The organism is Aliishimia ponticola, assembly GCF_004803475.1.
In the GTDB taxonomy this organism is placed as follows: domain Bacteria; phylum Pseudomonadota; class Alphaproteobacteria; order Rhodobacterales; family Rhodobacteraceae; genus Aliishimia; species Aliishimia ponticola.
The window spans coordinates 341,863-365,717 of sequence record NZ_SRKY01000002.1 but is presented as its reverse complement, the minus strand read 5'-3'; the positions used below and the strand labels follow the sequence as shown (position 1 = coordinate 365,717).

Genomic DNA, 23,855 nt, shown 5'->3' with positions numbered 1-23,855 from the left:
GGGCGCGCCCCTACTGGCTGGTCGCCATGGTCCGGCGGAAACGGCTGAGCGCGATGGCGAAGAACAGGACGCTCAACCCGATCATCACCAGCATGTCGGACCAGACGATATCAAACCCTGCCCCGCGATACAGGATCGCTTGTGAAAAGGCGACGAAATGGGTCGAGGGAGAGATCTGCATCACCGTCTGCAACCAGACCGGAATGCTTTCAATCGGCGTGGTGCTGCCGGAAAGCAGGTTCATGATGACCAGAACCGGCATGGCCAGCAGACCGAATTGCGGCATGGATGTCGTGAAGGTCGCCAGCAGGATACCCAGCCCGGTGACCGACACGAGATACAGAACAGTGCCCGCGACAAACAACGGGATAGAGCCCGCAATCGGCACTTGCAGAACCCCCTGCACGACCAGCGCAAGCGACAGAACGGCCCCGATCACGATCACAAGACCATTGGCCCATATCTTTGCCAACATGATTTCCGATGCGTTTACCGGCATCACCAGAAGATGCTCGATCGTGCCATGCTCGCGCTCTCGAATAAGCGCGGCGCCCGTCAACAGGACCGCAAGAATGGTGACGTTGTTGATGATCTGCATCACCGACGAGAACCAGATGGATTGCAGGTTCGGATTGAATTGCGCCGTGATCACAAGATTGATGGGCAGCGCGCTGGCCTCGTCGTCGCCCGTGACGAACCGGTTGATTTCCGAGGCGATGATCTGCTGAAGATAGACCGCCCCGTTGCCTGCCTGCGTCATCGCCGTGGCATCGACGTTCAACTGCACCGACGGATAGTTGCCCGCGATGACATCCGCTTCGAACCGGGGGGGAAAGGACAGCACGAATACATATTCGCCACTGTCCATGGCGGCCTCCAGATCCGACAATTCGATCCGCTGCGCCGTGTCGAATTCAGGCGGCAGGATTGCATTGACGATGCGCCCCGTCAGATCGGATTGGTCCAGATCGACATAGGCTATCGCCGCATTGCTGACTTCGGTCTTGGCCCCGGTTGCCACGGCATAGATGGCAAAACTGAACATGTAGACGACCAGAAACAGCAGGATGGGATCGGCCCAGAGGCTGCGCAACTCCTTGACGCCAAGACGATAGATATTGAACAGCCACCGGCCCATCCTAACGCTCCTGCTTTTTCAGAAGGGCAATGGCGATTGCCACGAACAGCACCGCGAAAACTGCCAAAGCGATGTGGTTTTGCCAAAGCTCGTCGAACCCGAGCCCCTTGGTGAAGGTTCCGATACTGATCTGCTGATACCACGACGCCGGAAAGGCCAGACCGAACAGGCGCGCGCCGCCCGACAGGGACGACACCGGCACCAGCAGACCCGAGAAATTGACCGACGGAACAATCGCAATCACCGCGGTCGCGAATGTCGCCGCAACCTGCGTCTTGGTGAAGGTCGAAACAAGCACGCCAAAGCCCGTGGTCGCAATGACATAAAGCACTGTGCCAAGCGCCAAGGCCGTCACAGAGCCTTTGATCGGCACTTGAAACACGACATAGGCCAGCACCAGAAGCGAGGCAAAGCTGATCAGAGCGATGATGACATAGGGCAACTGCTTGCCCAGAAGGAATTCTGCCCGCGTTACAGGGGTGGACCGGAAATTCGCGATGGACCCCGTTTCCTTTTCCCGAACAACGCCGATCGCCGACATCATCGACGGGATCAGGATCAGCATCATCATGATGACCGATGGCACCATGGCGTTCACGCTTTCAAAGGATTGGTTGTAGCGATAGCGCGTTTCCACCCCCGCGCCTGTTGTATCGACGACCTCGCCATAGGTGCTTTCGATCTGCTCGTCCAAATAGGACAGTGCCAGCCCTTGCAGATACCCGCGCGCCGTTTCCGCGCGAAAAGGCATCGCCGCATCGACCGCGACCCTGACTTCCGGCGTTTCACCATCCAGAAGGCTGCGCCCGAACCCCGACGGGATCTCTATCGCGATGGCGATTTCACCCGCGCGCAGCCGTGTCGCCAACTCCTCTGATCCTGCCGCCGGGGCACGTTCCTCGAAAAACCGCGAGCCGGAGAACGCCTCCAATAACTGGCGGCTTTCAAGGCTTTGGTCCTGATCCGCCACCGCATAGGGCAGGTCTTCTACATCGAACGAGATGCCATAGCCGAAGGTCAGCATCAGGATGACCGGGCCAAGCAGCGCGAAGGCCAGCCGCAGCGGATCGCGCATGATTTCCGTCGCCTCGCGGCGGGCATAGGCCCACATGCGCGCCGGATTGAACAGCCCATCGCGCCGCGCCGCATGGTCGGGCTGATCCACCGCACTGGGCTTGGCGTCAACCGGTGCCTCTGCCGCCTCATCGGCGACGGCATCGCGCAGATGGCTGATGAACGCCTCATTGAGCGTTTCGCAGCCACGTTCGGCCACGATTTCATCGGGCGTTCCCACGGTCAGAACGCGGCCCGCATGCATCAGCGAAATCCTGTCGCAGCGTTCCGCCTCGTTCATGAAGTGGGTCGAAACAAAGATCGTCACCCCCTGCTCGCGCGACAGACCGATCAGGAGCCGCCAGAATGCGTCGCGCGCAACAGGATCGACACCGGATGTCGGCTCATCAAGGATCAGGACCTCGGGCGCGTGGATCACCGCAACGGCCAGCTGCAAACGCTGGCGCAGCCCCAGCGGCAGTTCGGTGGGTTTCTGGTCGGCCTCTTCCTCCAATTCGAAGGTTTTCAGCATCTCAAGAACGCGCGGCAGGCGACTGTCATTGGGGATCTGGTAAAGCTCTGCGTGCAGTTCGAGGTTCTGGCGCACCGTGAGTTCGCTATAGAGCGAAAAGGACTGCGACATGTATCCCACGCGCTGACGTGTGCGCATATCGCCCGCATCCAGATGTTCCCCGAACAGCAATGCCTCACCGCTGCTGGCGGGCAGCAAACCGGTCAGCATCTTCATGGTCGTGGTCTTGCCGCAGCCATTGGAGCCAAGAAATCCGAAAATCTCGCCCCGCGCGATTTCAAAATCCACATGATCCACCGCGGTGAAATCGCCGAATTGGCGCGTAAGCGAAATCGCCTGCACGGCAGGCCCATCGCCATTGGGCACGTAAGGCGGCACGGTAACCTCGCGGTGTCCGGCACGCTCATCCTCCGGCAACAAGGAGATAAACGCCGCCTCCAGCGTTGTTTGCCCGGTTTCCTCAAGAAGCTGCGCCGGGGCACCCGTCGCGATGACCTGACCGCCGGACATGGCCGCAAGCCAGTCGAATCGCTCCGCCTCTTCCATATAGGCGGTGGCGACGATGACGCTCATTCCCGGACGATCGGCGCGGATACGGTCGATCAAGTCCCAGAACTGCTGACGCGACAGCGGATCGACACCGGTCGTCGGCTCATCAAGGATCAGAAGGTCGGGATCGTGGATCAGGGCAGAGCAAAGCGAGAGCTTTTGCTTCATCCCGCCAGAGAGCTTGCCAGCGGGCCGGTCGGCAAACGGGTCCAGCCCCGTCGCGCGCAGCAAATCGGCGATGCGTGCGCGGCGCTCTGCCAGCGGCTGCGCGAATAGCCGGCCGAAAAAATCGAGGTTCTCCGCCACCGTCAAAGTCGGATAGAGGTTTCGGCCAAGCCCTTGCGGCATATAGGCAATCCGGTGGTTACAGGCCTTGATATGGGACCGGTCGCGGATATCGCCGTCCAGAACCTGCACCTCGCCGGACTGAAGCGCCCGCACCCCGGCTGAAAGGGCCAGCAAGGTCGATTTGCCAACGCCGTCAGGACCGATCAGCCCGGTCATGCACCCTGCTGGCACCTCAAGGCTGACATCTGCCAGCGCGGCAATGTCACCATAGCTATGAGACACCCCTGAAAGCCGGATCACCGATGATTGCGTCATTCGGGCAGTCTGACAACAAGGTTGGCCGGCCATTCGATGCTTTTATCAAGACGCACATAGCCCATGCCGGGAACGCCAGCGCGCGCACGGTCCAGATAGTCCGCCAGCAGCTCCGGCGAGATGGTCAGGTTGACGCGGAACATCAATTGCTCGCGCTCATCCGCCGTTTCGACGGAACGCGGTGTAAACTGCGCCGTGCTTGCCACGAAAGTCACCGTCGCGGGGATGACGTATTCGGGAAGGGCATCAAGGATGATCCGCGCCTCGTCCCCGATTGCCAGCCGCGCCGCATCGGCAGTAGGCAGAAAGATCGACATATACATGTCCGACAAATCCGTCAGCGTCGCCACGCGCCCGCCCGCGCCAAGGACTTCGCCTTCTTGCGCCAGCACATATTGCACCCGCCCGGGCCGAGGGGCCGTCAAAGCGGCGTCGCGAATAAGCGCCTCCAACCGGTCCACCGCAGCATCAGCCGATGCAATCGTCGCGTCCGCCAGGGAAATCCCCGCCTCAGCCGCAGCCACAGCCGCCTGCGCCGTGTCAAGAACGGTGCGCTGCGCGTCGGCTTGCGCGTCACTGAAGAAGCCGTCCTTGGCAAGCTGTGACACCCGTTTGAATTCAGCCTCTGCCGTCACCAGTTCCGACTTGCGCTGCCGCAACAGCGCCTCGGCCTGTAGCCTTTGCTGCTGCGCCTGAAGCACCGATGCCTGCGCTTGATGCAGCTGGGCCTCCAACTCGTCGGTATCCATCCGGGCGATGACATCGCCTGCCTCGACCCAATCGCCCTCGTCCAGGAGAACCTCTGCGATCCGCCCGGCCAGCTTGGTGGCGATCTCGATCCGCTCGGCCTCGATACGGCCATTCGATGACCGGATGCCCTCCGGCATCGGCGAGGTGAAAGTGTCCTGCCACCAGAATGCCGCCCCGCCGCCGGCGACCAAAAGCGCAATCACAAGGACCAGCCATTTTCTGTTCATGCACGTCTACCCATCCAATTGGTTCCGCGCCCGCGCTCAAAACCACCGCACGCGCGCTTGATTGGTCGTCCAATGCCATCCGCGCGCGTCCAACAAATGACCAATGTCAATCCGCAGGCACAGCCGCGCGATAATCCGGGGGCCAAACGCGCCCGGATTCGCGATTCAGAGACTTGGAAAGGTCGAGCCATGGCAAAAGTCACTTCGCTTCGAAATGAACCCTCATCGCAAGCCAAGACGAACGGAACGCCGCATCGCAAACTGCCGCATGCGCTGCACGTCGCGGCCGAGCCGAAGGCGATTTCCCATGCGCATACGACCATGGAGCAAGCGCTGGACAAAGGGTTGCGCGCGGCCATCGCGAAATTCACCGCCGGACTGTCGCCCATCGCCCTGACCGCCGCCTATGCGGATTGGGCGCTGCATCTGACGGCCGCACCGGGCAAGCGGCTGGAACTGATGGAGAAAGCGGCACGGAAATCTTGGCGGCTTGCCAATTATGCGACATTCTGTGCCACCAATCCGGGCGCGACAGAGACCTGCATCGACCCTTTGCCGCAGGATCACAGGTTCCGCAGCGAGAACTGGCAGAAATGGCCCTACAACCTGATGTATCAAAGCTTTCTGCTGAACCAGCAATGGTGGTACAATGCCACGACCGGGATCGAAGGCGTCACGCAGCAGCACGAGAACGTGGTGGAATTTGCGGCGCGCCAGATGCTCGACGTGTTTTCGCCGTCGAACTACGTTCTGACCAATCCGGACCTGCTGCAACGAACGATCACCCAAGGCGGCATGAACCTTGTGCGCGGCTGGCAAAACCTGCTTGAGGATGCCTCTCGCCTGAATGCCCGGCAAAAGCCCGTCGGCGCAGAGGAATTTCAGGTCGGTGAAAACCTTGCCACGACGCCGGGCAAGGTCGTCTTCCGCAACCGTCTGATCGAACTGATCCAATACGCGCCAACGACCGACAAGGTGCGGCCCGAACCGATCCTGATCGTTCCGGCGTGGATCATGAAATATTACATCCTTGATCTGAGCGAGACCAATTCGCTGGTTCGGTTCCTGACCGATCAGGGCTTTACCGTCTTCATGATCTCCTGGATGAACCCGGACGAAGAAGATCGCGATCTAGGCATGGACGACTACCTGTCGCTTGGCGTGATGGAGGCGGTCACCGCCGCGCAAACCATTGCAGACAGCGATGACATACACGCCATTGGCTACTGCCTTGGCGGAACGCTTTTGTCGATTGCGGCGGCGGCCATGGCCCGTGACGGTGACAAGCGATTGAAAACGCTGACACTCCTCGCGGCGCAGACGGATTTCACCGAAGCCGGAGAGTTGCAGCTGTTCATCAATGACAGCCAGCTGACCTTCCTTGAGGACATGATGTGGAACCAGGGGTATCTGGACACCACACAAATGGCCGGAACCTTCCAGCTTTTGCGGTCGAACGACCTGATCTGGTCGCATGTGATCCACGATTACCTGATGGGCGAACGCACCCCGATGATCGACCTGATGGCGTGGAACGCCGACCCGACACGGATGCCGTACCGGATGCATTCCGAATATCTGCGCAAGCTGTACCTGAACAACGATCTGGCCGAGGGGCGGTATAATTTGGGAGACCGCCCGGTGGCGATTTCGGACATCCGCGCGCCCGTGTTTCTGGTTGGGACGGAACGCGACCACGTGGCGCCTTGGCACTCGGTCTACAAGTTCAACCTGTTGTCCGACACCGATGTGACATTCGTGCTGACCAGCGGCGGGCATAATGCCGGGATCGTGTCGGAGCCGGGCCACCCGCACCGCCACTACCGGATCGCGACCAAGCTCAAGGATGCGGCCTATGCTGATCCGGAACGGTGGATGGCCGAGACTGAGTCCACCGAAGGCTCGTGGTGGTCAGCGCTGGCCGAATGGCTATCCGCGCGTTCGGACGCGCCCGTCGCCCCGCCCCCGCTTGGGGCAAAGGACAAAGGCTACAAACCGCTCTGCGATGCCCCCGGCACCTACGTGTTTCAGGAGTAACCGCAGATGGAAAACGCGCTGTTGAAAGGCAAACGCGGCCTTGTCGTGGGCATTGCCAATGACCATTCCATCGCCGCCGGTTGCGCCAAGGCGTTCCGCGAGGCGGGCGCGGAGCTGGCCGTGACTTATGTGAACGAAAAGTCGAAACCCTATGTCGCGCCCGTCGCGACCGAGGTCGATGCCCCGATCTTCATGCCGCTGGATGTCGAGATCGACGGCCAGATGGAAGCGGTGTTCGACACGGTCCGGTCCCAATGGGGGCAACTGGATTTCGTTCTCCATTCGATTGCCTTCTGCCCGAAAGACGATCTGCACGGTCCGGTCAGCCAATGCTCGAAAGAGGGGTTCGCAAAGGCCATGGATATCTCTGTCCATTCGCTTATTCGGCTGACCCGGCTTGCAGTGCCGCTGATGCCCGAGGGCGGCAGCATTCTGACCATGAGCTATTACGGGGCGGAAAAGGTCGTCGATCACTACAACATCATGGGCCCGGTCAAATCCGCGCTTCAGGGCACTGTGCGGTATCTGGCCGCCGAGCTTGGCCCGAAGCACATCCGCGTCAATGCGCTGTCTCCCGGCCCGGTCCAGACCCGCGCCGGGTCTGGCATCGCCCATTTCGACGCGCTGATCGACGAAGCGCGCCGGCGCGCGCCTGTGCACAGCCTCGTCACGATTGAGGATATCGGCCATGTCGCCGCCGGGCTGGTCAGCGACCTGTCCGCCAAGGTAACGGGCGACACCACCTATGTCGATGGCGGCTATCACGTGATGGCCTGACCATCGCGGCAATCAGAAACGGAGAAGAACCCATGTCCCTTCCAGAAGTTGTGCTTTGCGCCCCCGTCCGAACCGCCATCGGGACGTATGGCGGCACGCTCAAGGACATTCCGGCAACCGAACTGGGTGCGGCCAGCATCCGCGCCAGCCTGAGCCGGGCCGCGCTTGACGGCGCCAGGATCGGCGGCGTCGTGATGGGACAGGTCGTCCAGGCAGGGGCAAAAATGAACCCGGCGCGGCAAGCGGCCATCGGCGGCGGTGTTCCGGTCGAAGTTCCGGCCATGACGGTCAACCGCGTCTGCGGCTCTGGCGCGCAGGCCATCGCGTCAGCCGCGCAAGAGGTGTGGCTTGGCAACCTCTCCAGCGCCGTGGCTGGCGGAATGGAGAACATGGATCAGGCCCCCTATCTGATGGATGGCGGGCGCTGGGGCTATCGCATGGGGCCTGCTGAAATCTACGACAGCATGTTGCGCGATGGGCTGAACGATGCGTTTTCCGACAAGCATTCCGGCTGGCATACAGAGGATCTGGTGGACACGTACCAGATCAGCCGGGACGATCAGGACGCGTGGGCGCTGCGCTCGCAACAGCGCTTTGCCAAGGCCAAGGCCGCTGGGCATTTCGAGGCAGAGATCGTCCCATTCGAGATAAAGACCCGCAAAGGGGTCAGCACTTTCGAGCAGGATGAACATAACCGCCCCGAAACCTCGGCGGAGTCGCTTGCAAAGCTGAAGCCCGCTTTCCGCAAGGACGGCACCATCACGGCAGGCAATGCGCCGGGCCTTAACAGTGCCGGTGCCGCGATGATCGTGGCAGAGCGCGGCTGGGCGGAGCAGCAGCAACTGCAACCGCTTGCGCGCCTCGTGTCTTACGGCATCGGTGCTGTCGAGCCGGGCATGTTCGGCATGGGGCCGGTTCCTGCCGTGCATCAGGCGCTGGACCGTGCCGGCTGGAGCGTCGCTGACCTTGAGCGGGTGGAAATCAACGAGGCCTTCGCCGCCATCGCGATTGCCGTGACACGCGAACTGGGGCTGCCCGAAGAGGTGGTGAATGTCGACGGCGGCTCGATTGCGCATGGGCATCCGATCGGAGCGACCGGCGCGATCCTGACGACCCGCCTGATCCATTCCATGCAACGCGACGGCATCGCGCGCGGGCTTGTCACGCTGTGCATTGGCGGCGGCCAGGGCATTGCGCTGGCTCTCGTAACCATTCGGTGATCCGGGCCGCCCGATCCCCTTCCCCCAACCTGCAGACGACCGGACACACCACCATGCAATTCATCGAGAACAAGACGTTCGACGAGATCACGATTGGTGACACGGCGGAACTGACCCGCACGCTGACCCATCAGGATATCGAACTCTTCGCCGTCATGTCCGGCGACGTGAACCCGGCGCATGTGGACGCCGAATTCGCCAAGACCGATATCTTTCACAAAGTGATTGCCCATGGCATGTGGGGCGGTGCGTTGATTTCGGCGGTTCTGGGAACCGAATTGCCCGGACCGGGGACGATCTATCTCAACCAGAATCTCAGCTTCCGCCGCCCTGTGGGGCTGGGCGACACCGTGACCATCCGCGTGACGGTCACCGATAAAGTCGCCGAACATCACCATGTCACGCTTGCCTGTCTTTGCCTGACGGAAAGCGGCGAGGTCGCCATCGAGGGTGAAGCGCTGGTCATCGCGCCGACTGAAAAGGTGCGCCGCCCGCGTGTCATGCTGCCGGAGGTGCATCTGCATGAGCGCGGCGCGCGGTTCAAAGAGCTGGTCAAGGCGACCCAGGATCTCGCCCCCGTCGTGACGGCCGTGGTCCACCCCTGTGACGCACTGTCCTTGGAAGGGGCGCTTGAAGCCGGGGCGCAGGGGATGATCGTGCCGGTTCTGATCGGACCGAAAGCCAAGATCGAGAGCGTCGCCGCTGAAAACGCGCGCGATCTGTCCGGCGTGCGCATCATCGATGTCCCGCACAGCCACGCTGCCGCGGCCAAGGCCGTGGAATTGGCGCGGGCGGGCGAGGTGGCGATGCTGATGAAGGGCAAGCTCCACACGGATGAACTTCTTGCGCCCGTGGTTGACCGTGATACCGGTCTGCGCACGGAACGGCGGATGAGCCATATCTATGCCTTCGACGTGCCGACTTACCCCAAGCCGCTGATGATCAGCGATGCGGCGATCAACATCTTCCCCCAGCTTCCCGAAAAACGGGACATCGTGCAGAACGCGATTGACCTTTGTCACGCGCTGGGGATCGCCTGCCCCAAGGTCGCGCTGCTTTCGGCGGTCGAAACCGTCACGCTGGGCATCCCGTCGACTGTGGATGCGTCCGCGTTGTGCAAGATGGCGGATCACGGCCAGATCACGGGCGGGCAATTGGATGGGCCGCTGGCGTTCGACAACGCGGTATCTGCATCTGCCGTGGCCGCCAAGGGCATCACGTCGAACGTGGCGGGCGATGCGGATATCCTGATCGTGCCGGACCTCGAAGCGGGCAACATGGTCGCCAAGCAGTTGGTTTATCTGGCCGGAGCCGATGCCGCCGGGCTTGTACTGGGCGCACGTGTTCCGATAGTCCTGACCAGCCGCGCCGATGATGTCATGTCCCGCCTTGCCTCCTGCGCGATGGCGCAGCTTTTCGTCCACCATCACGGCATCGGCGGTCACACATGACGGAACATCGCTTGACCATTTGGACCGCTGCGCGGCGGCACAGCCTTTTGTCCGCCGCCATGCCGGATGCGCGTGACCCAAGCCCCCTGCCCGCCAAACCAACACACACAAATACAATGAACAGGCCAGACCCTATGAACCTGCAAAGCGCGCTTTTGGAACAATCGAATGACTGAAGTTTCGCAAGCAATCGCAGAACACATCCCCCGCGAATTCGGTTGTTCCACACGCCTGGCGCGGCGGGGGTTCCTTATGGGATCGCTGGCGAGCCTTGCGGCCTGCAATGGCGTCGGCCCCGACTATGTGCCGCCCACCATCGCGCTGGATAGCAGCTTCGTCGAAGGCGGCGCGCAGCAGGCGGGCGACGTGGCGGGGCAGCGGTGGTGGACCGAACTCCATGACAAGAAGCTGAATGACCTTGTGGCGCGCGGTCTGGCGCAGAACCTCAGCGTCACCGCAGCGATGCAAGCCGTCGCCGAGGCGCGCGCCAATGCGAAGGCCGTCGGTGTCGGAAACCAGATCAGTGGCGGCGTCAGTGCCTCCGTCACCGGGATCGACGTCAGCGAAGACACCTTTGGCATCATTCCCGATCAGGCCCGATCAGCAACGCTGAGCGCGGGCACCGCATTGGCGGGTGTGGATCGTCGGCGCGAAGCGGCATTGGCCGGGCTAGAGGCGGCAGGGCTGGATGTCGGAACCGCCCGGCTTGCTTATCTGTCGGGGATCGTCGGCGCGTATATCGACGCGCGATATTATCAGGAAGTGCTTGAACTGACGCGCCAGTCCATCGCCAACAACCGGCGCATACTCCAGATTGTCGAACGCGAACGCGCAATCGGGCAAGCCGCTGAACTGGACGTGGCACGAACGACCGCGCAGCTTGCGAATGTTTCGGCCCGGCTGCCCAGCTTGGAATCCGCGTTTCTGGCGAATGTCTACGGCATCGCCGCGCTCTTGTCGGAATCTGCCGACCCCTTGCTGAAGACCCTGCAAGTCGGGGCGCCGCAGCCCGTCGCGCGATCCTCGCCCCGCGTTGGCACACCGGCCAATCTGCTGCGCAACAGACCCGATATCCGCGCGGCAGAGCGGCGCTATGCGGCGGCTGTGGCCGCCATCGGCATCGCAGAGGCGCAGCTCTATCCGACACTGGCGTTGAGCGGGACGATATCGACTTCGGACACGACCGATGCGTCGATCTTCGGGCCAAGCCTGTCGCTGCCCATCTTCAATCGCGGCGCGCTGACCGCAAGGCGCAACGCCGCCATTGCCACCGCCGAACAGGCCGAAACCGCATGGCGCGGTGCCGTGCTGGGCGCGGTGCGCGAGGTCCAGACGGCGCAAAGCGCCTATCGGTTGTCAGGCCGCCGTGTCAGCCGCCTGCGCGACGCGGTGTCAGCGACCCGGAAAGCCTTCGACCTGACAGAGCGGGCCTATAAGGATGGCGCGATCCAGTTGCTTGACCTGCTATCCGCCGAACTGACCCTGACCGAGGCCCGCACCGCGCTGGCCCAAGCGTTGCAGCAATCGGCATCCGATTGGCTGGCGCTGCAAATCGCGACGGGAAGCGGCTGGGCGGCTGGCCCTAACACGCTCCCGGCCAAGGCGGTCGCAAGCGCCGAGTGATGTGAGGCACCAGAAGGCGCCGCACCCCTGCGGCGTCCGAAAATTGACCGAAGTCAATCTGGGTCACATCCAAAACGCTACGTCTGAATCCATCGGGGGAGATGACCGGAGCGCCGGGTCCGCTCGGTTCTGCGACATACCCCCCGATGCATATCACCAATTCGCACTGTCAGGAGAACGCGATGTCCTATGTCAGCAAGATAATCGAAGAGATGCAGGAAGTGGTCAAATCCGGGCAATCCGTTGCCGCCATTCTTCCCGCTGCAGAAGCGCAAAGCACGCATTTCTGGACGACCCAAGATACATTTCTGAACGAGTTGGAAAAGTTTTCCTCCGCGTGGTTCAAGCGCCGCCACGAGGCCACGAAACACGCCATGGAAGCCAGCAAAGAGTTGACCGAAAAAGCCTTTGGCAACCCGGCCGAAGCCATGACCATTCTGTCCAAATGGCAATCGGACATGATGGAAAAGCTGGCCGAAGACGCAAAGGACTACATGGAGTTGGTGACAAGCAGCACGGCAGCGGCTGTCAGCAATGAGGTCGAAGCGGTTCAGGAAAGCGCCGAGACCGTGAAACGTGTGACCAAGACCGCCAAGTCCGAACCGGTTTGATCCCCCTGCGCCGCTGACTCAGCCAAGGCCCACATCCAGAAGCAGCATCACGACCAAGCCGATCATCAAACCCACCGTGGCCTCATCTTGATGGCCACGGCGGTGCGTTTCGGGGATGATCTCGTGGCTGATGACGTAGATCATCGCCCCCGCCGCAAAGACCATGCCCCAGGGCAGCAGAACTTCCGCGACGCTCACCGCCGCCGCCCCGGCCGCACCCGCAATGGGTTCCACAAGGCCGGTCAGACCCGCGACGATGAAAGCGTACCACTTGGAATAGCCCTCGCTTTGCAGGGCCAAGGCGACGGCCAGCCCCTCTGGCGCATTTTGCAGGCCGATGCCGAACGCCAGTTGCAGGCCGGCCTCGACGTCGCCGCCAACAAATCCCACACCCACCGCCAGCCCTTCGGGGATGTTGTGGATCGTGATGGCGAAGACGAAAAGCCAGATCTTGGTCAGGGAGTCGCTTTGCGGTCCCTCCTTGCCGGAACGGAAATGCTGGTGCGGGATCGTGCGGTCCATTAGCCAGATCGCCGCTGCGCCCATTAGGATGCCGATTGCGGCGATGGTCGCGGGCCACCATCCCGGCCCGTAAAGGAGGGCGGAGGCTTCGATACCGGGAATGATCAGCGAAAAGAACGAGGCCGCCAGCATCACCCCCGCCGCAAATCCCAACAGCACGTCCTGCAGGCCGACCGAGAAGGTCCGCCTGAGCAAGACAGGCACTGCACCGACTGACGTCATCAATCCTGCGGCAAGACTGCCAAGAATGCCCGCCGCCAACGGGGTCATTGAGAGGGTCCGGCCGTCATTTGACCCGGCCCGACCAAAAGCGATGTGCCCGAAGGGCGTGTTTCCAGCCCTTCAGGCGTGGCACCGCGACGGCCACTTATACCGCGCAGATGGGCGCAGTTCGGTCCGATCAGGTGCTGTATCGCGCTCAATTGGATCGTGACACCTCGATCTTCTTGGTGTTTTGGGCCACTTCCGCGGGTTTGGGCACCGTCACCGTCAGGACGCCGTCCTTCACCTTGGCAGTCACCGCGTCGCCGTCGATATCGAACGGCAGGGCGATGCTGCGTTGAAAGGCACCGGACATACGCTCCACCTGAAGAAACTGACGGCCCTCTTCGTCTTTCCTCTCTTCGGTTTCGGATTTCTTCTGCCCTTTCACGGTGATCCGGTTGCCCGCCACCGATACGTCAATATCGTCCTCGGTCATCCCCGGCAGCTCGGCGGTGATGCACACCTCCTTGTCGGTTTCGCTGATATTGGACCGCACCGCGAAATCCGCACTGCGCGCCCAGAAGCCGCGATCGAAATCATCGAACAAAGAATCCACTTGCTTGCGCAGCGACACGAGCGGCTCGCTGTTACCGTCCTTATGTTGCAGCCAAGATGTCGGCAGCCAGTCGTGATAAGCCATGTCAGTCCTCCTTCAATATGTTGACGAATGTGCACACCATACCCGGACGGCCCAGCTTGCGTTTGACGTTCGTCAATCCACCACCGGCCCGAAGCGGCGATTGATCAACGTCAAGGAGATCGCAGTCTCGGCCTTTAGAGTATCCTCGTGAGAACAAGGATAACCGATATGAAAAACGGCACGATACTGATTGCGGTCGGTCAGGACGCGGCGATGGATACGCTCGCCGCGAAGCTGGAGACGATCCGCGCCATACCCGCAAAAGTCGCCATCCTGCTTGTCGGCGAAGTTCCCGAATTTCCATACTATGCTGCCAGCATCCCGCCCTACGGGGGCTCTGTGATCCCGCCGGAATGGCAGGAAGCGGTGGTCAAGAACAACGCGGCGCTCAAGGCCAAGCAGGACGAGATCGAAACGCTTCTTCAGCAACATGACGTCGCTGGCGGAGTGTCGGTCATTTCGACCGAGCCGTCGCGGATTGCCGATGCAATCGCGCGCCGCGCAATGCTGTGCGATGTCGCAATGGTCAGCGACGACCTGCGCGATCCCGGCACGCTGTTCCGGCAGGTCGTTTACGGGGTGCTCTTTCAATCCCCGATCGGGGTTCTGTTGAACGATACGGACGCCACGGCACTGCAACAGCCCAAGCGGATTTTCGTCGCCTGGAACACCCATCTGCACACTGCCCGCGCCGTTCATCAGGCCCTGCCCCTTCTACGGCAGGCAGAGCAGGTGACAATCGGAACAATCGATCCGGTGATGAGTGAGTATTACGAGGGTGAAGACCCCGGTGTGGATGTGGCCGGTTGGCTGACGCATCACGGCTGCAATGTCACGGTCCAGCAATATACCAGCGGTGGGAACGAGATCGGACAGTGCATTCTGGACAGGTCGAAAGAGGCTGGGGCCGACTTGATCGTGATGGGCTCTTACAGCCATTCAAGAACCCGCGAAGCGCTGTTTGGCGGAACGACGCGGACCTTGATGGAACAGACAGAGCAGCCCGTGTTTTTGGCGCACTGAGCATTCCTCCCCCCGCGTTTCAGAGCGCCACATGGCGTCCGGTCCGGCACGCGCTAGACCGGACGCCAACCAATCCGCAGGATGGAACCGCGCCCGTCAGCGCGCGGAGGCCGCGCGTGGAACCTTGGACGTATCGGTCTGTGCCTGCCGCGCAATCGGCGGGAATTCGGTGGGCGTGATGGTCTCTTTCTCAAGCAGAAGGGCAGCGCCCGCTTTCAGATCCTCCAGCCGGGAGGACAACACAGCCTTGGCCTGATCATACGCCGCCGCAATCAACCCGCGCACCGCCAAATCGATCTCTCTGGCGGTGGCCTCGGAATAGTCCCTTGAGGCAAAGACCGCGCTTTGCTGGTCCAGATATTGGCCCGGTTTGTCTTCCAGAACCGCCTGGCCGACCCCTTCGACCATGCCGAACCGCGTCACGCATTCACGCGCGATATCCGTGGCCTTCGCCAGATCGTCAGACGCCCCGGTAGACACCTCGTCGAAGATCAATTCCTCTGCCGCGCGGCCCGCCATCAGCACGGCCATCCGGTCCTGCAACTCGGAGAAGGTGATCAAGAAGCGGTCTTCGGTCGGGCGCTGCAAGGTATAGCCAAGCGCCCCGATCGAACGCGGAATGATCGAAACCTTGTGCACCGGATCGGCATGGGGAACATGCGCGGCGACAAGAGCATGGCCCATTTCGTGATGTGCGACACGGGTCCGTTCCGCATCGCCCAGCACCCGTGATTTGCGTTCGACGCCTGCCACGATGCGTTCGACGGCGGCGGTCAGGTCGGCCATTGTCACCTTGTCGCCGCTGCGCCGCGTCGCGACAATCGCCGCCTCATTCACCAAATTCGCAAGATCGGCCCCGGTGAATCCGGGGGTCAGCGCGGCAACCTGATCCAGGTCCACGTCATTTGCCAGTTGAACGCCCTTGGCATGCACCTTCAGGATTGCGGCGCGGCCCTTGCGCTCGGGCCGGTCAACGACGATCTGCCGATCGAAGCGGCCCGCCCGCAACAGCGCCGCATCCAGTACTTCGGGTCGGTTGGTCGCGGCCAGAAGAACGATGCCGACCCGCGGATCGAAACCGTCCAGTTCAGACAGAAGCTGGTTCAGCGTCTGCTCTTTTTCATCGCTGCCACCATAGCCGGACACCGCAGCCCGCGCGCGGCCCAGCGCATCCAGTTCGTCGATGAAGATGATGCAGGGCGCCGCCCCGCGTGCCTGTTCGAACAGATCGCGCACCCGCGCGGCCCCGACACCGACGAACATCTCCACGAATTCCGAGCCAGAGATCGAAAAGAACGGCACCCCGGCCTCCCCCGCCACCGCGCGGGCCAACAGGGTTTTGCCCGTACCCGGCGGCCCGACAAGCAGGATGCCCTTGGGAATATGCGCGCCTAGACGGCCATACTTTTCCTTGTTCTTCAGGAAAGAGACGATTTCCTGCAACTCGCTCTTGGCCTCATCCACCCCGGCCACATCATCGAAGGTCACGCCGGTCTGCGTTTCAAGATACACCTTGGCCTTCGACTTGCCGATATTCACGAGGCTGCCAAACCCTTGCGATCCGGACATGCGCCGCATCAGGATCATCCACAGACCGAAGAACAGAAGAACAGGAAGCACCCACGACAGCAGCGTCGTCAGCCATGTCTGGTCGGACCCGCCCGAGAAAGGAACATCATATTGTTCCAGCTCGGCGGCAAAGTCCGGGTCCACCCGGCGCACGACGAAGTATTCCCGGCCATCTACCGGCTCGCTCAGTCGGCCTTCGACCAGCGTTTCCGTTACCGTGATTTCGGCGATCCCGCCTTTTTCAAGGCTTTCAAGAAATTCGCTATAGGACAGCGGGGCCACGTCGCGATAGCCGATCCAGACCTGTATTCCCATCCACACCAGTGCCGCGATGAGCCAGAAGCCCCAGTTGAACTGTTGTCGCTTTTCCATCGCTTTCCTCGTCATGAACCCGGCCGGGGGCGGCGCGTGATGGCTTAACCGCCGGGGGCCGCGCTGGCCGCCTCATCATAGGCGCGCAGTGCCTCCGCCCCATAGACCGACGCAGGCCCGCCTCCCATCAGAATGGCAACGCCGATCATCTCCGCCACTTCCGCCCGCGTGGCGCCCGCCTTTACGACCGCTTGCGAATGATGCGCGATGCAACCATCGCATCGCACGGAAATCGCGATACCGAACGCGATGAGTTCCTTGACCTTTGTGGACAGCGCCCCCTCGGCGGTTGCCTCCATGACCAGGCGACCGAATGTCGCCGTCGCGCTCGGTATCTCTTCGGCCAGTTTCGCGTAACCGGAGTGATATTCGCTTGCGATAACTGAATAGTCTTTCACCTTCCAAACTCCCTTCCAGTCTGTCCTTGCAGGATATGCACCCGAGCAAGCCCATGTTTGACGTTCATCAATCCCCAGCCCCTTGGGCGCGGGCGGAAGGGGGCGCTCAGGACAAGCCTGCGCGGCGTGCGGAGAGCGCGATCAACACCATGGAAATGCCGGTGCTGAGGAAGTCGATGCCCACCAGCAACCCAAGAAGCACGGCAGAGGCTTCGGACAGCGCGGACAGGATGAATATCCCCAGCGCGATGCTCAGCAGGGCAGAGGTCAGCACCCACCCCCAGCCCCGCGCCGGGCGTACCCAAAACGCGTAGAACGACTGCGCAACCCCGGTCAGCATGAAGATGAACCCGACCAACACCGTCAATGCGACAGCGCCTTGCGTCGGGAAAACGATCAATAGCGCGCCGGTGATCAACGTGATCAACCCGGCAACGATCTGCCATGTAAACAGCCCCGTCCCCCGGAATGGGAACGCCGAAGCGACTGCGACCACGCCGCTGATGAAAAAGAGCCAGCCGATCAGAACGCCGACGATCAGCGAACTGAGCACCGGCATCAAAAGCGCCCCGATCCCAAGGGCGATCATCACGATACCGATCCAAAGCCAGATGTTGCGAAGCCGCGCGATGGCCGCTTCGGGATCGCGCGTTTGCGAGTTGAGCGTCATTTTCTGAATTGTCCTATCATGTGGTTGAAGATCGGGCCGCAAGCGCGACGCGCCCCCGGGCGGGCAGCAACGGGCATCTGGGCGCTATTTGCTCCAGCCATGCACATGCACATCCCGGCCCGAATGGCCTTTCAGGATTCGAACCGCCAAATCCTCTTTTTCCGCGTTCACCGTCCGAACCCACAGCAAGATACCGCCATTGTCGATCTGTTCCGCATAGTAATCTTTGTGGTGGCGCCCGACGCGCCTGGCCAGAAGCGTTCCTAGCACCCCTGCAGGCCCGCCCCCAATGGCAATCGCCGCGATGGAAGCCGCCAAGGTCGACACCGGCGTCAACATCGCCGCCATCGCGACATAGGAGCCCAGAAAGAAGAAACCGCCAGCGATGGCCCCTTCCAATTCGCCAATGGCCTCCTCAGAGACGAACGCCGCACGTGGGGCATCGGGGTTGTCTTCAAGATCCTCAGCGCGCCAATACGCCGATCCCAGCTTTTCCTTGAGCGCGTCCATGCTGCCCAACAGACTGATATCATAGCGGCTGAACCCGGCCATCCGCAGATCGTAAATCGCCTGTTGCAGCGTCTCGAAACTGCCGAAAACACCGACGGCCTCTGGGACGTCGATATATGTGGTTCGATGCGTCGGTTGCTCGGTGGTCATGGTCAGCCTCCTGCGAACACTGACTAAACCTAGCGGGAGGCAAAAGCCGCAGATTGACGTTTATCAATCACCGACCGCATCTTCTTCCCGAAGAGCTTGGCGACCCCGGCAGGATTCGAACCTGCAACCTGCCCCTTAGGAGGGGGCTGCTCTATCCAGTTGAGCCACGGGGCCGCGCGCCGTTGTCTTAGCCGCTTCGCGCGGTGATGTCATGCCCCCAGCAGGTCTGTTCCGGCGCGTCTTTCCGGCCCTTGCCTTGCGCGCTTGCTATGCCTGCGCCCCGCGCGTTATCATCCTGTCAAAAGCATACAGGTACGCCATTGTCCGATAACCCGCACCGCCCGCTCACCCTGCGTGATGTCTCAGCCGCTTCGGGCGTGTCGGAGATGACTGTCAGCCGCGTTTTGCGCAATCGGGGCGATGTGTCCGAAGCGACCCGGCAGAAGGTTCTGACAGCCGCGCGCGACCTTGGCTATGTCCCCAACAAGATCGCCGGTGCGCTGGCCTCGCAGCGTGTGAACCTTGTTGCGGTGATCATCCCATCGCTATCCAACATGGTGTTTCCCGAAGTCCTCTCCGGGATCAACGACGTGTTCGAAGACAGCCCGCTGCAACCGGTTGTGGGCGTCACCGACTACCAGCCCGAAAAAGAAGAACGTGTACTTTACGAGATGCTGTCGTGGCGGCCCTCTGGTGTGATCATTGCAGGGCTCGAACATTCGGAAGCCACCCGTGCCATGCTGGCCGCGTCGGGCACGCCGGTGGTCGAGATCATGGATACCGATGGCAAACCCGTCGACAGCATGGTCGGCATTTCGCACCGCCGGGCCGGGGCGGAGATGGCAAAAGCCATCATCAAGGAAGGCTATGAGCATATCGGCTTCATGGGCACCAAAATGCCGCTGGACCGACGTGCGCGCAAACGCTTCGAAGGTTTCACCGAGGCGCTCGCAAAGGCCGGGATCGAGATCGAGGACCGGGATTTCTACTCCGGCGGCTCTGCGTTGGCCAAGGGGCGGGAGATGACGCAAGCGATGCTGGAACGCTCGCCCGATCTGGATTTCCTTTACTATTCCAACGATTTGATTGGCGCGGGCGGTCTGCTTTGGCTGATCGAACAGGGTGTCGACATCCCGGGCCAGATCGGGCTGGCCGGGTTTAACGGGGTTGAGCTGTTGCAAGGGCTGCCGCGCCAATTGGCCACGATGGATGCCTGCCGCCGCGAAGTGGGCGAAGCTGCCGCCAAGATCATTCTTGAACGCACGGGCGAAGACAGCAGCGGCGAGGCGCGGACCATCACGCTGACCCCGACGATCAGTTTCGGCGACACGTTGCGGCGCCATCGGCGGTGATCACGCTTGGCAATGCGGACGCGCGCCGGGTCTTTCTGGATCGGCATGCCCTGCTTGACGCCCCCTCTGGCGCGCCGAATGGCAGCGCCCTTCTGGACCTGATCACACGGCTTGGCTTTGTCCAACTGGACAGCATCAATACCGTTGCGCGCGCGCATGACTTAACCCTGTTCGCCCGCCGGTCGCGGTATCGGCCCGAACATCTGCGCAGGTTGTACGACCGGGGCGGCGCGCTGTTCGAACATTGGACCCATGATGCCAGCGTAATCCCCCTGGACTTCTTCCCATGGTGGCGCCTGCGGATGCAGCGCGATGCGGACAAGCTGGTTCGACAGTGGCGCAATTGGCGACGCGATGGCTTTGAGGGGCAGATGCAATCGGTCTTGGACCACATTCGCGATCATGGCCCCTGCGGGTCTTCGGATGTGGGGCAGGACGAAAAGAAAGGCTCTGGCGGGTGGTGGGATTGGCACCCGTCCAAGACCGCGCTGGAATATCTGTGGCGCTCTGGCGCACTGGCGGTGGTGCGGCGGGACGGGTTCCGCAAAGTCTATGACCTGACCGAAAGGGTCATCGAAGACGCGCGCCGCAATGAGGTGCCCGAAGCCTCGGAGACCACCGATTGGTGCTGCAACGCCGCGCTGGACAGGCTCGGCTTTGCCACACCGGGCGAGATCGCGAAATTCTGGGATCATCTCACCCCGGCGGAGGCGAAGGCATGGGCGACCGCTGCCCTGAAGCGCGGAGAGATCGCCGAAATCTGCATCACCCAAGCCGATGGAAAACCGCGCAAGACGCTGGCCCGGCCCGATATCGCCACCGACGCAGCGCTTGAAAGGACGGCGCCGGCGCGGTTGCGCGTGTTGTCCCCCTTCGATCCGGCCTTGCGGGACCGCGCGCGGGCACGGCGGCTTTTCGGCTTTGACTACACGATCGAGGTTTTCGTGCCGGAGGCCAAGCGCCGCTATGGCTATTACGTGTTTCCCCTGATGCAGGGCGACCGCCTCGTTGGGCGTGTCGACATGAAAGCGCACCGGGATGCGGACAAGCTGCATGTGCGGGCGCTTTGGCCGGAGCCACGCGTGTCATGGGGCAAGGGTCGCCATGCGGCGTTCGAGGCCGAATTGGACCGGATTCGTCGTCTGGCCGGGGTGGAACATGTGACGTGGGGACAGGACTGGCTGCGCAGTGATTGACACGCGCGCGTTCAGACGCCCTTGATGCGGCCAATGACACGTATCTTGATTCACACCGACGCGCCGCAGCGCCATATCGCCTCATTGTCCGAAAGTTTTCCGGATGTGCAGATCGAAGGCTGCCAACGCAATTCCGACCTGCCCGGCAAGCTGGAAAAGTTCCGCCCGGACATTCTGTTCACGGTCAACATCACCTCTGACGCGCCCTTCCCCCGCGCGGCCATCCTGGCCAGCGAAACACTGGACTGGGTGGCTGTGGCGGGGTCCGGCACGGACCACATCGCGCCATGGGATGCTGACAAGCTGACCGTCACGAATGCTGCGGGTGTTGCCGCAGGCGTGATGTCCGAATTCGCGCTGGCCGCCTTTCTGCATTTCAACCTCGACATACCGGGAATCATGGCAGACCAATCGGCGCGGCACTGGGAGTCCAAGCGCAAGGTACGCTCTGTCGACGGGAAAACGCTGCTGGTCGTGGGGCTGGGCCATACCGGGCGCATGGTTGCCGAACGGGCCAAGGCGCTTGGCATGACCGTGATCGGCACCCGCGCCAACCCGCGCAAGACGCCCTTCTGCGACGAGGTCCACGCGGCTGCCAACCTGCCGCAACTGTGGCACCGTGCGGATTTCATCGCGATCTGCACGCCGGGGCTGCCCTCGACCCGCGGTTTGGTGGATAGCACGGCGCTGTCGCTGATGAAGCCGGACGCGGTTCTGGTCAATCTGTCGCGCGGCGGTGTCGTGGACGAAACCGCCCTGCGCGCCGCCCTGACCGAAGGCCGCTTGCGCGGCGCGGCAATGGATGTCTTCGAGACAGAGCCGCTCCCGGCGGATAACCCGATCTGGGACGCGCCCCGGCTGCTGATCTCGCCCCATTGTTCTGCCGTGCATGATGGCTGGGAAAACGCGGCCGTCAGGCTGTTCTCCGCCAATCTGGCGCGGCGTCTCGCGGGCGAGCCGCTTGAAAATATCGTCGATCCGAAAAGAGGGTACTGACCGATGGGCACGACACATGACGCCGAAGACGACATCCGCAACGAAGATATCCTGATCTATGTGAACGGTGCCCTGAAGCCACGGGCCGAGGCCGTGGTCTCGGTATATGACAGCGGGTTTCTTCTTGGGGATGGCATGTGGGAAGGCATGCGGCTTTACGGTGGCAAATGGGCCTTCTTCGATGCGCATATGGATCGGTTCTTCGATTCCTGCCACGCGGTCAGTCTTGATCCTGGCATGGATCGCGCGGGAATTCTTGAGGCGCTGACCATGACCGCCGAAGCGAATGGCATGACCGACAACGCCCATTGCCGCCTGATGCTGACGCGCGGGGTGAAGGCAAAGCCGTTCCAGCACCCGTCGCTGAGCCGGTCAGGGCCGACATTGGTCATCATCATGGAACATTCCACCCCTTCCACCGACCTTCAGCAAAAGGGCATCCGCCTTGCCGCAGTGCCGCAGGTGCGCGGCCTGCCCCACGCGCAAGACGCCAAGTTCAACAGCCATTCCAAGCTGAACTGCGTGATCGCCTGCCTGCAGGCCGAAGCCGCTGGTGCCGATGAGGCGTTGATGCTGGACCCGCTTGGGTTCGTGAACACCACCAATGCCTGCAACTTCTTCATCGTGCGCAAGGGGCAGCTTTGGACCTCGACCGGGGATTACTGCATGAACGGGGTCACACGCGCCAAGATCATCGAACTCGCGCGCAAGAACGGCATCCCGGTCTTTGAGAAGAACTATTCCCTTTATGAGGCCTATTCGGCGGATGAAGCCTTTCTGACCGGCACATTCGGGGCGCAGACCCCGGTCGCCAGCATTGACGGCAAGCCTATCGGGGACGGGAACCGGCCCATCATGCAGCGCCTTCAGCAGCTTTACAAAGCCGCCATCGCCAAGGATACCGGCGCGTCGCTCTAGCGCCTGTGCATCAGGTCAATTCCGCGTGGAAGCGGTTCAGGTAGGTCAGGATCGAATGCACGGGCCTGCCCGTCGCATCCGCCACCGCATCCGCATGGGGCGGCATATTGGTGCATTCCAGCACGATCGCGCCCACTTCAGGGTGATCTGCACAAAGCTGCCTGGCCGCCTCGATCATTTCGCGGCGCGCAGCCGGGACATCCAGCGTTTCCGCATCGCTGAGGATAGAGCGCGCGAAACTGCCCCGATCCACGCCGATCACCGGGGTGCCGGCCGCCACCCTGGCCGCCGCCAGATGCGCCGGGCTCAGCGACGCTTGGGAAATCGTGATGATCCCCGGCACCTGCCCCGGTGGCAAAACCGCTGCGATGCGCGGCACCTCTTCCAGCGCGGAAGAGGCAACAGGCACCCCGCAGGCCGCCTGAACCTCATCGCGGGCCAATGTCAGGAAGCCGCACGTCGTCGCCAACCCGGTGCAGCCCTGATCCACCAAAGCGCGCCCGGCGGCGATGAATGCCTCTGTCCACGGGCGCGGATCGCTTAGCACGATCGCTTCGGGCGTGGCGCCGGGCACCACATGATAACGCACCGGGAAATCAAAACTCGCCGGATTTCCCACATCCCCAAGGATGCGCGGAAACCGCGTATCGAGCATCAGAATTCCAAGCCGCGCGTTTTTCATGCACTACGCCTAAGGTTGCCAT

Annotated in this window: 21 protein-coding genes and 1 tRNA gene; 11 read left to right on the top strand and 11 right to left on the bottom strand. The window is 62.0% G+C overall.

Translation table 11 applies throughout. From position 1 onward, the window contains the following. Window positions 1-10: 10 nt before the first annotated feature. From E4Z66_RS08130 to E4Z66_RS08120, 3 genes are read right to left on the bottom strand one after another with little or no spacing between them, the layout of a single operon-like run. A complete protein-coding gene (locus E4Z66_RS08130) occupies window positions 11-1,138 on the bottom strand; it encodes an ABC transporter permease (protein ID WP_136462499.1) in 1,128 nt (375 codons plus the stop codon). A 1-nt stretch (window position 1,139) separates the two neighbouring features. Beyond that, window positions 1,140-3,875 carry a ribosome-associated ATPase/putative transporter RbbA gene (gene rbbA / locus E4Z66_RS08125; RefSeq protein WP_136462498.1) on the bottom strand — a complete coding sequence of 912 codons (2,736 nt, stop codon included), beginning with the start codon at window positions 3,873-3,875 and terminating at the stop codon, window positions 1,140-1,142. Further along, window positions 3,872-4,852, bottom strand: a complete 981-nt coding sequence (locus E4Z66_RS08120; RefSeq protein WP_136462497.1) for an HlyD family secretion protein — start codon at window positions 4,850-4,852, stop codon at window positions 3,872-3,874. Before E4Z66_RS08120 ends, rbbA begins: the two co-directional genes overlap by 4 nt. A 189-nt stretch (window positions 4,853-5,041) precedes the next feature. On the opposite strand from E4Z66_RS08120, the gene E4Z66_RS08115 reads away from it, so the two are divergent. From E4Z66_RS08115 to E4Z66_RS08090, 6 genes are all read left to right on the top strand, one after another. Beyond that, window positions 5,042-6,889: a PHA/PHB synthase family protein gene (locus E4Z66_RS08115; protein WP_136462496.1), complete on the top strand. Its 1,848-nt coding sequence runs from the start codon at window positions 5,042-5,044 to the stop codon at window positions 6,887-6,889. Window positions 6,890-6,907: 18 nt separating this feature from the next. Next, window positions 6,908-7,666, top strand: a complete 759-nt coding sequence (gene fabI, locus E4Z66_RS08110) for an enoyl-ACP reductase FabI (RefSeq protein WP_211097143.1) — start codon at window positions 6,908-6,910, stop codon at window positions 7,664-7,666. A gap of 32 nt (window positions 7,667-7,698) precedes the next feature. Beyond that, a complete protein-coding gene (locus E4Z66_RS08105) occupies window positions 7,699-8,886 on the top strand; it encodes a thiolase family protein (protein WP_136462494.1) in 1,188 nt (395 codons plus the stop codon). 53 nt (window positions 8,887-8,939) lie between these two features. Continuing rightward, the gene (locus tag E4Z66_RS08100; RefSeq protein ID WP_136462493.1) at window positions 8,940-10,337 is read left to right on the top strand and encodes a bifunctional enoyl-CoA hydratase/phosphate acetyltransferase; all 1,398 of its coding nucleotides are present in this window, start codon (window positions 8,940-8,942) and stop codon (window positions 10,335-10,337) included. 252 nt (window positions 10,338-10,589) lie between these two features. Next, a complete protein-coding gene (locus E4Z66_RS08095) occupies window positions 10,590-11,960 on the top strand; it encodes an efflux transporter outer membrane subunit (protein WP_168797755.1) in 1,371 nt (456 codons plus the stop codon). A gap of 182 nt (window positions 11,961-12,142) precedes the next feature. Continuing rightward, window positions 12,143-12,571, top strand: coding sequence for a hypothetical protein (locus E4Z66_RS08090; RefSeq protein ID WP_136462491.1), 429 nt, complete (start codon window positions 12,143-12,145; stop codon window positions 12,569-12,571). Between the two features lie 18 nt (window positions 12,572-12,589). Here E4Z66_RS08090 and E4Z66_RS08085 read toward each other — a convergent pair whose 3' ends face one another. Together E4Z66_RS08085 and E4Z66_RS08080 are read right to left on the bottom strand one after the other, a co-directional pair. Continuing rightward, a complete protein-coding gene (locus E4Z66_RS08085) occupies window positions 12,590-13,363 on the bottom strand; it encodes a ZIP family metal transporter (RefSeq protein ID WP_136462490.1) in 774 nt (257 codons plus the stop codon). A gap of 148 nt (window positions 13,364-13,511) precedes the next feature. Then, a complete protein-coding gene (locus tag E4Z66_RS08080) occupies window positions 13,512-13,997 on the bottom strand; it encodes an Hsp20/alpha crystallin family protein (protein ID WP_136462489.1) in 486 nt (161 codons plus the stop codon). A 168-nt stretch (window positions 13,998-14,165) separates the two neighbouring features. Between E4Z66_RS08080 and E4Z66_RS08075 the strand changes: the two genes are divergently transcribed. Beyond that, window positions 14,166-15,020, top strand: coding sequence for a universal stress protein (locus E4Z66_RS08075; protein WP_136462488.1), 855 nt, complete (start codon window positions 14,166-14,168; stop codon window positions 15,018-15,020). Window positions 15,021-15,116: 96 nt separating this feature from the next. On the opposite strand, the gene ftsH is transcribed toward E4Z66_RS08075, so the two are convergent. The 5 genes from ftsH to E4Z66_RS08050 form a co-directional block, all read right to left on the bottom strand. Continuing rightward, a complete protein-coding gene (ftsH, locus tag E4Z66_RS08070; protein ID WP_136462487.1) occupies window positions 15,117-16,961 on the bottom strand; it encodes an ATP-dependent zinc metalloprotease FtsH in 1,845 nt (614 codons plus the stop codon). 44 nt (window positions 16,962-17,005) lie between these two features. Beyond that, window positions 17,006-17,359: a carboxymuconolactone decarboxylase family protein gene (locus E4Z66_RS08065; RefSeq protein WP_246035929.1), complete on the bottom strand. Its 354-nt coding sequence runs from the start codon at window positions 17,357-17,359 to the stop codon at window positions 17,006-17,008. Between the two features lie 106 nt (window positions 17,360-17,465). Then, the gene (locus E4Z66_RS08060; RefSeq protein WP_136462486.1) at window positions 17,466-18,029 is read right to left on the bottom strand and encodes an HdeD family acid-resistance protein; all 564 of its coding nucleotides are present in this window, start codon (window positions 18,027-18,029) and stop codon (window positions 17,466-17,468) included. Between the two features lie 84 nt (window positions 18,030-18,113). Beyond that, the gene (locus tag E4Z66_RS08055; RefSeq protein ID WP_136462485.1) at window positions 18,114-18,689 is read right to left on the bottom strand and encodes a hypothetical protein; all 576 of its coding nucleotides are present in this window, start codon (window positions 18,687-18,689) and stop codon (window positions 18,114-18,116) included. A 97-nt stretch (window positions 18,690-18,786) separates the two neighbouring features. After that, window positions 18,787-18,863 (bottom strand) — tRNA-Arg (locus E4Z66_RS08050). 146 nt (window positions 18,864-19,009) lie between these two features. On the opposite strand from E4Z66_RS08050, the gene E4Z66_RS08045 reads away from it, so the two are divergent. The 4 genes from E4Z66_RS08045 to E4Z66_RS08030 are packed head-to-tail and all read left to right on the top strand — an operon-like array spanning window position 19,010 to window position 23,151. Continuing rightward, window positions 19,010-20,041, top strand: a complete 1,032-nt coding sequence (locus E4Z66_RS08045; RefSeq protein ID WP_136462484.1) for a LacI family DNA-binding transcriptional regulator — start codon at window positions 19,010-19,012, stop codon at window positions 20,039-20,041. Further along, a complete protein-coding gene (locus tag E4Z66_RS08040) occupies window positions 20,038-21,237 on the top strand; it encodes a winged helix-turn-helix domain-containing protein (RefSeq protein WP_136462483.1) in 1,200 nt (399 codons plus the stop codon). Before E4Z66_RS08045 ends, E4Z66_RS08040 begins: the two co-directional genes overlap by 4 nt. Before the next feature lie 33 nt (window positions 21,238-21,270). Next, window positions 21,271-22,233, top strand: coding sequence for a D-2-hydroxyacid dehydrogenase (locus tag E4Z66_RS08035; RefSeq protein WP_211097127.1), 963 nt, complete (start codon window positions 21,271-21,273; stop codon window positions 22,231-22,233). 3 nt (window positions 22,234-22,236) lie between these two features. After that, window positions 22,237-23,151 (top strand): aminotransferase class IV, encoded by a 915-nt coding sequence (locus tag E4Z66_RS08030; protein ID WP_136462481.1) that lies wholly within the window; start codon window positions 22,237-22,239, stop codon window positions 23,149-23,151. 10 nt (window positions 23,152-23,161) lie between these two features. Here E4Z66_RS08030 and E4Z66_RS08025 read toward each other — a convergent pair whose 3' ends face one another. Next, complete coding sequence (locus E4Z66_RS08025) at window positions 23,162-23,833, bottom strand: aspartate/glutamate racemase family protein (RefSeq protein WP_136462480.1); 672 nt, start codon at window positions 23,831-23,833, stop codon at window positions 23,162-23,164. Window positions 23,834-23,855: the final 22 nt, after the last annotated feature.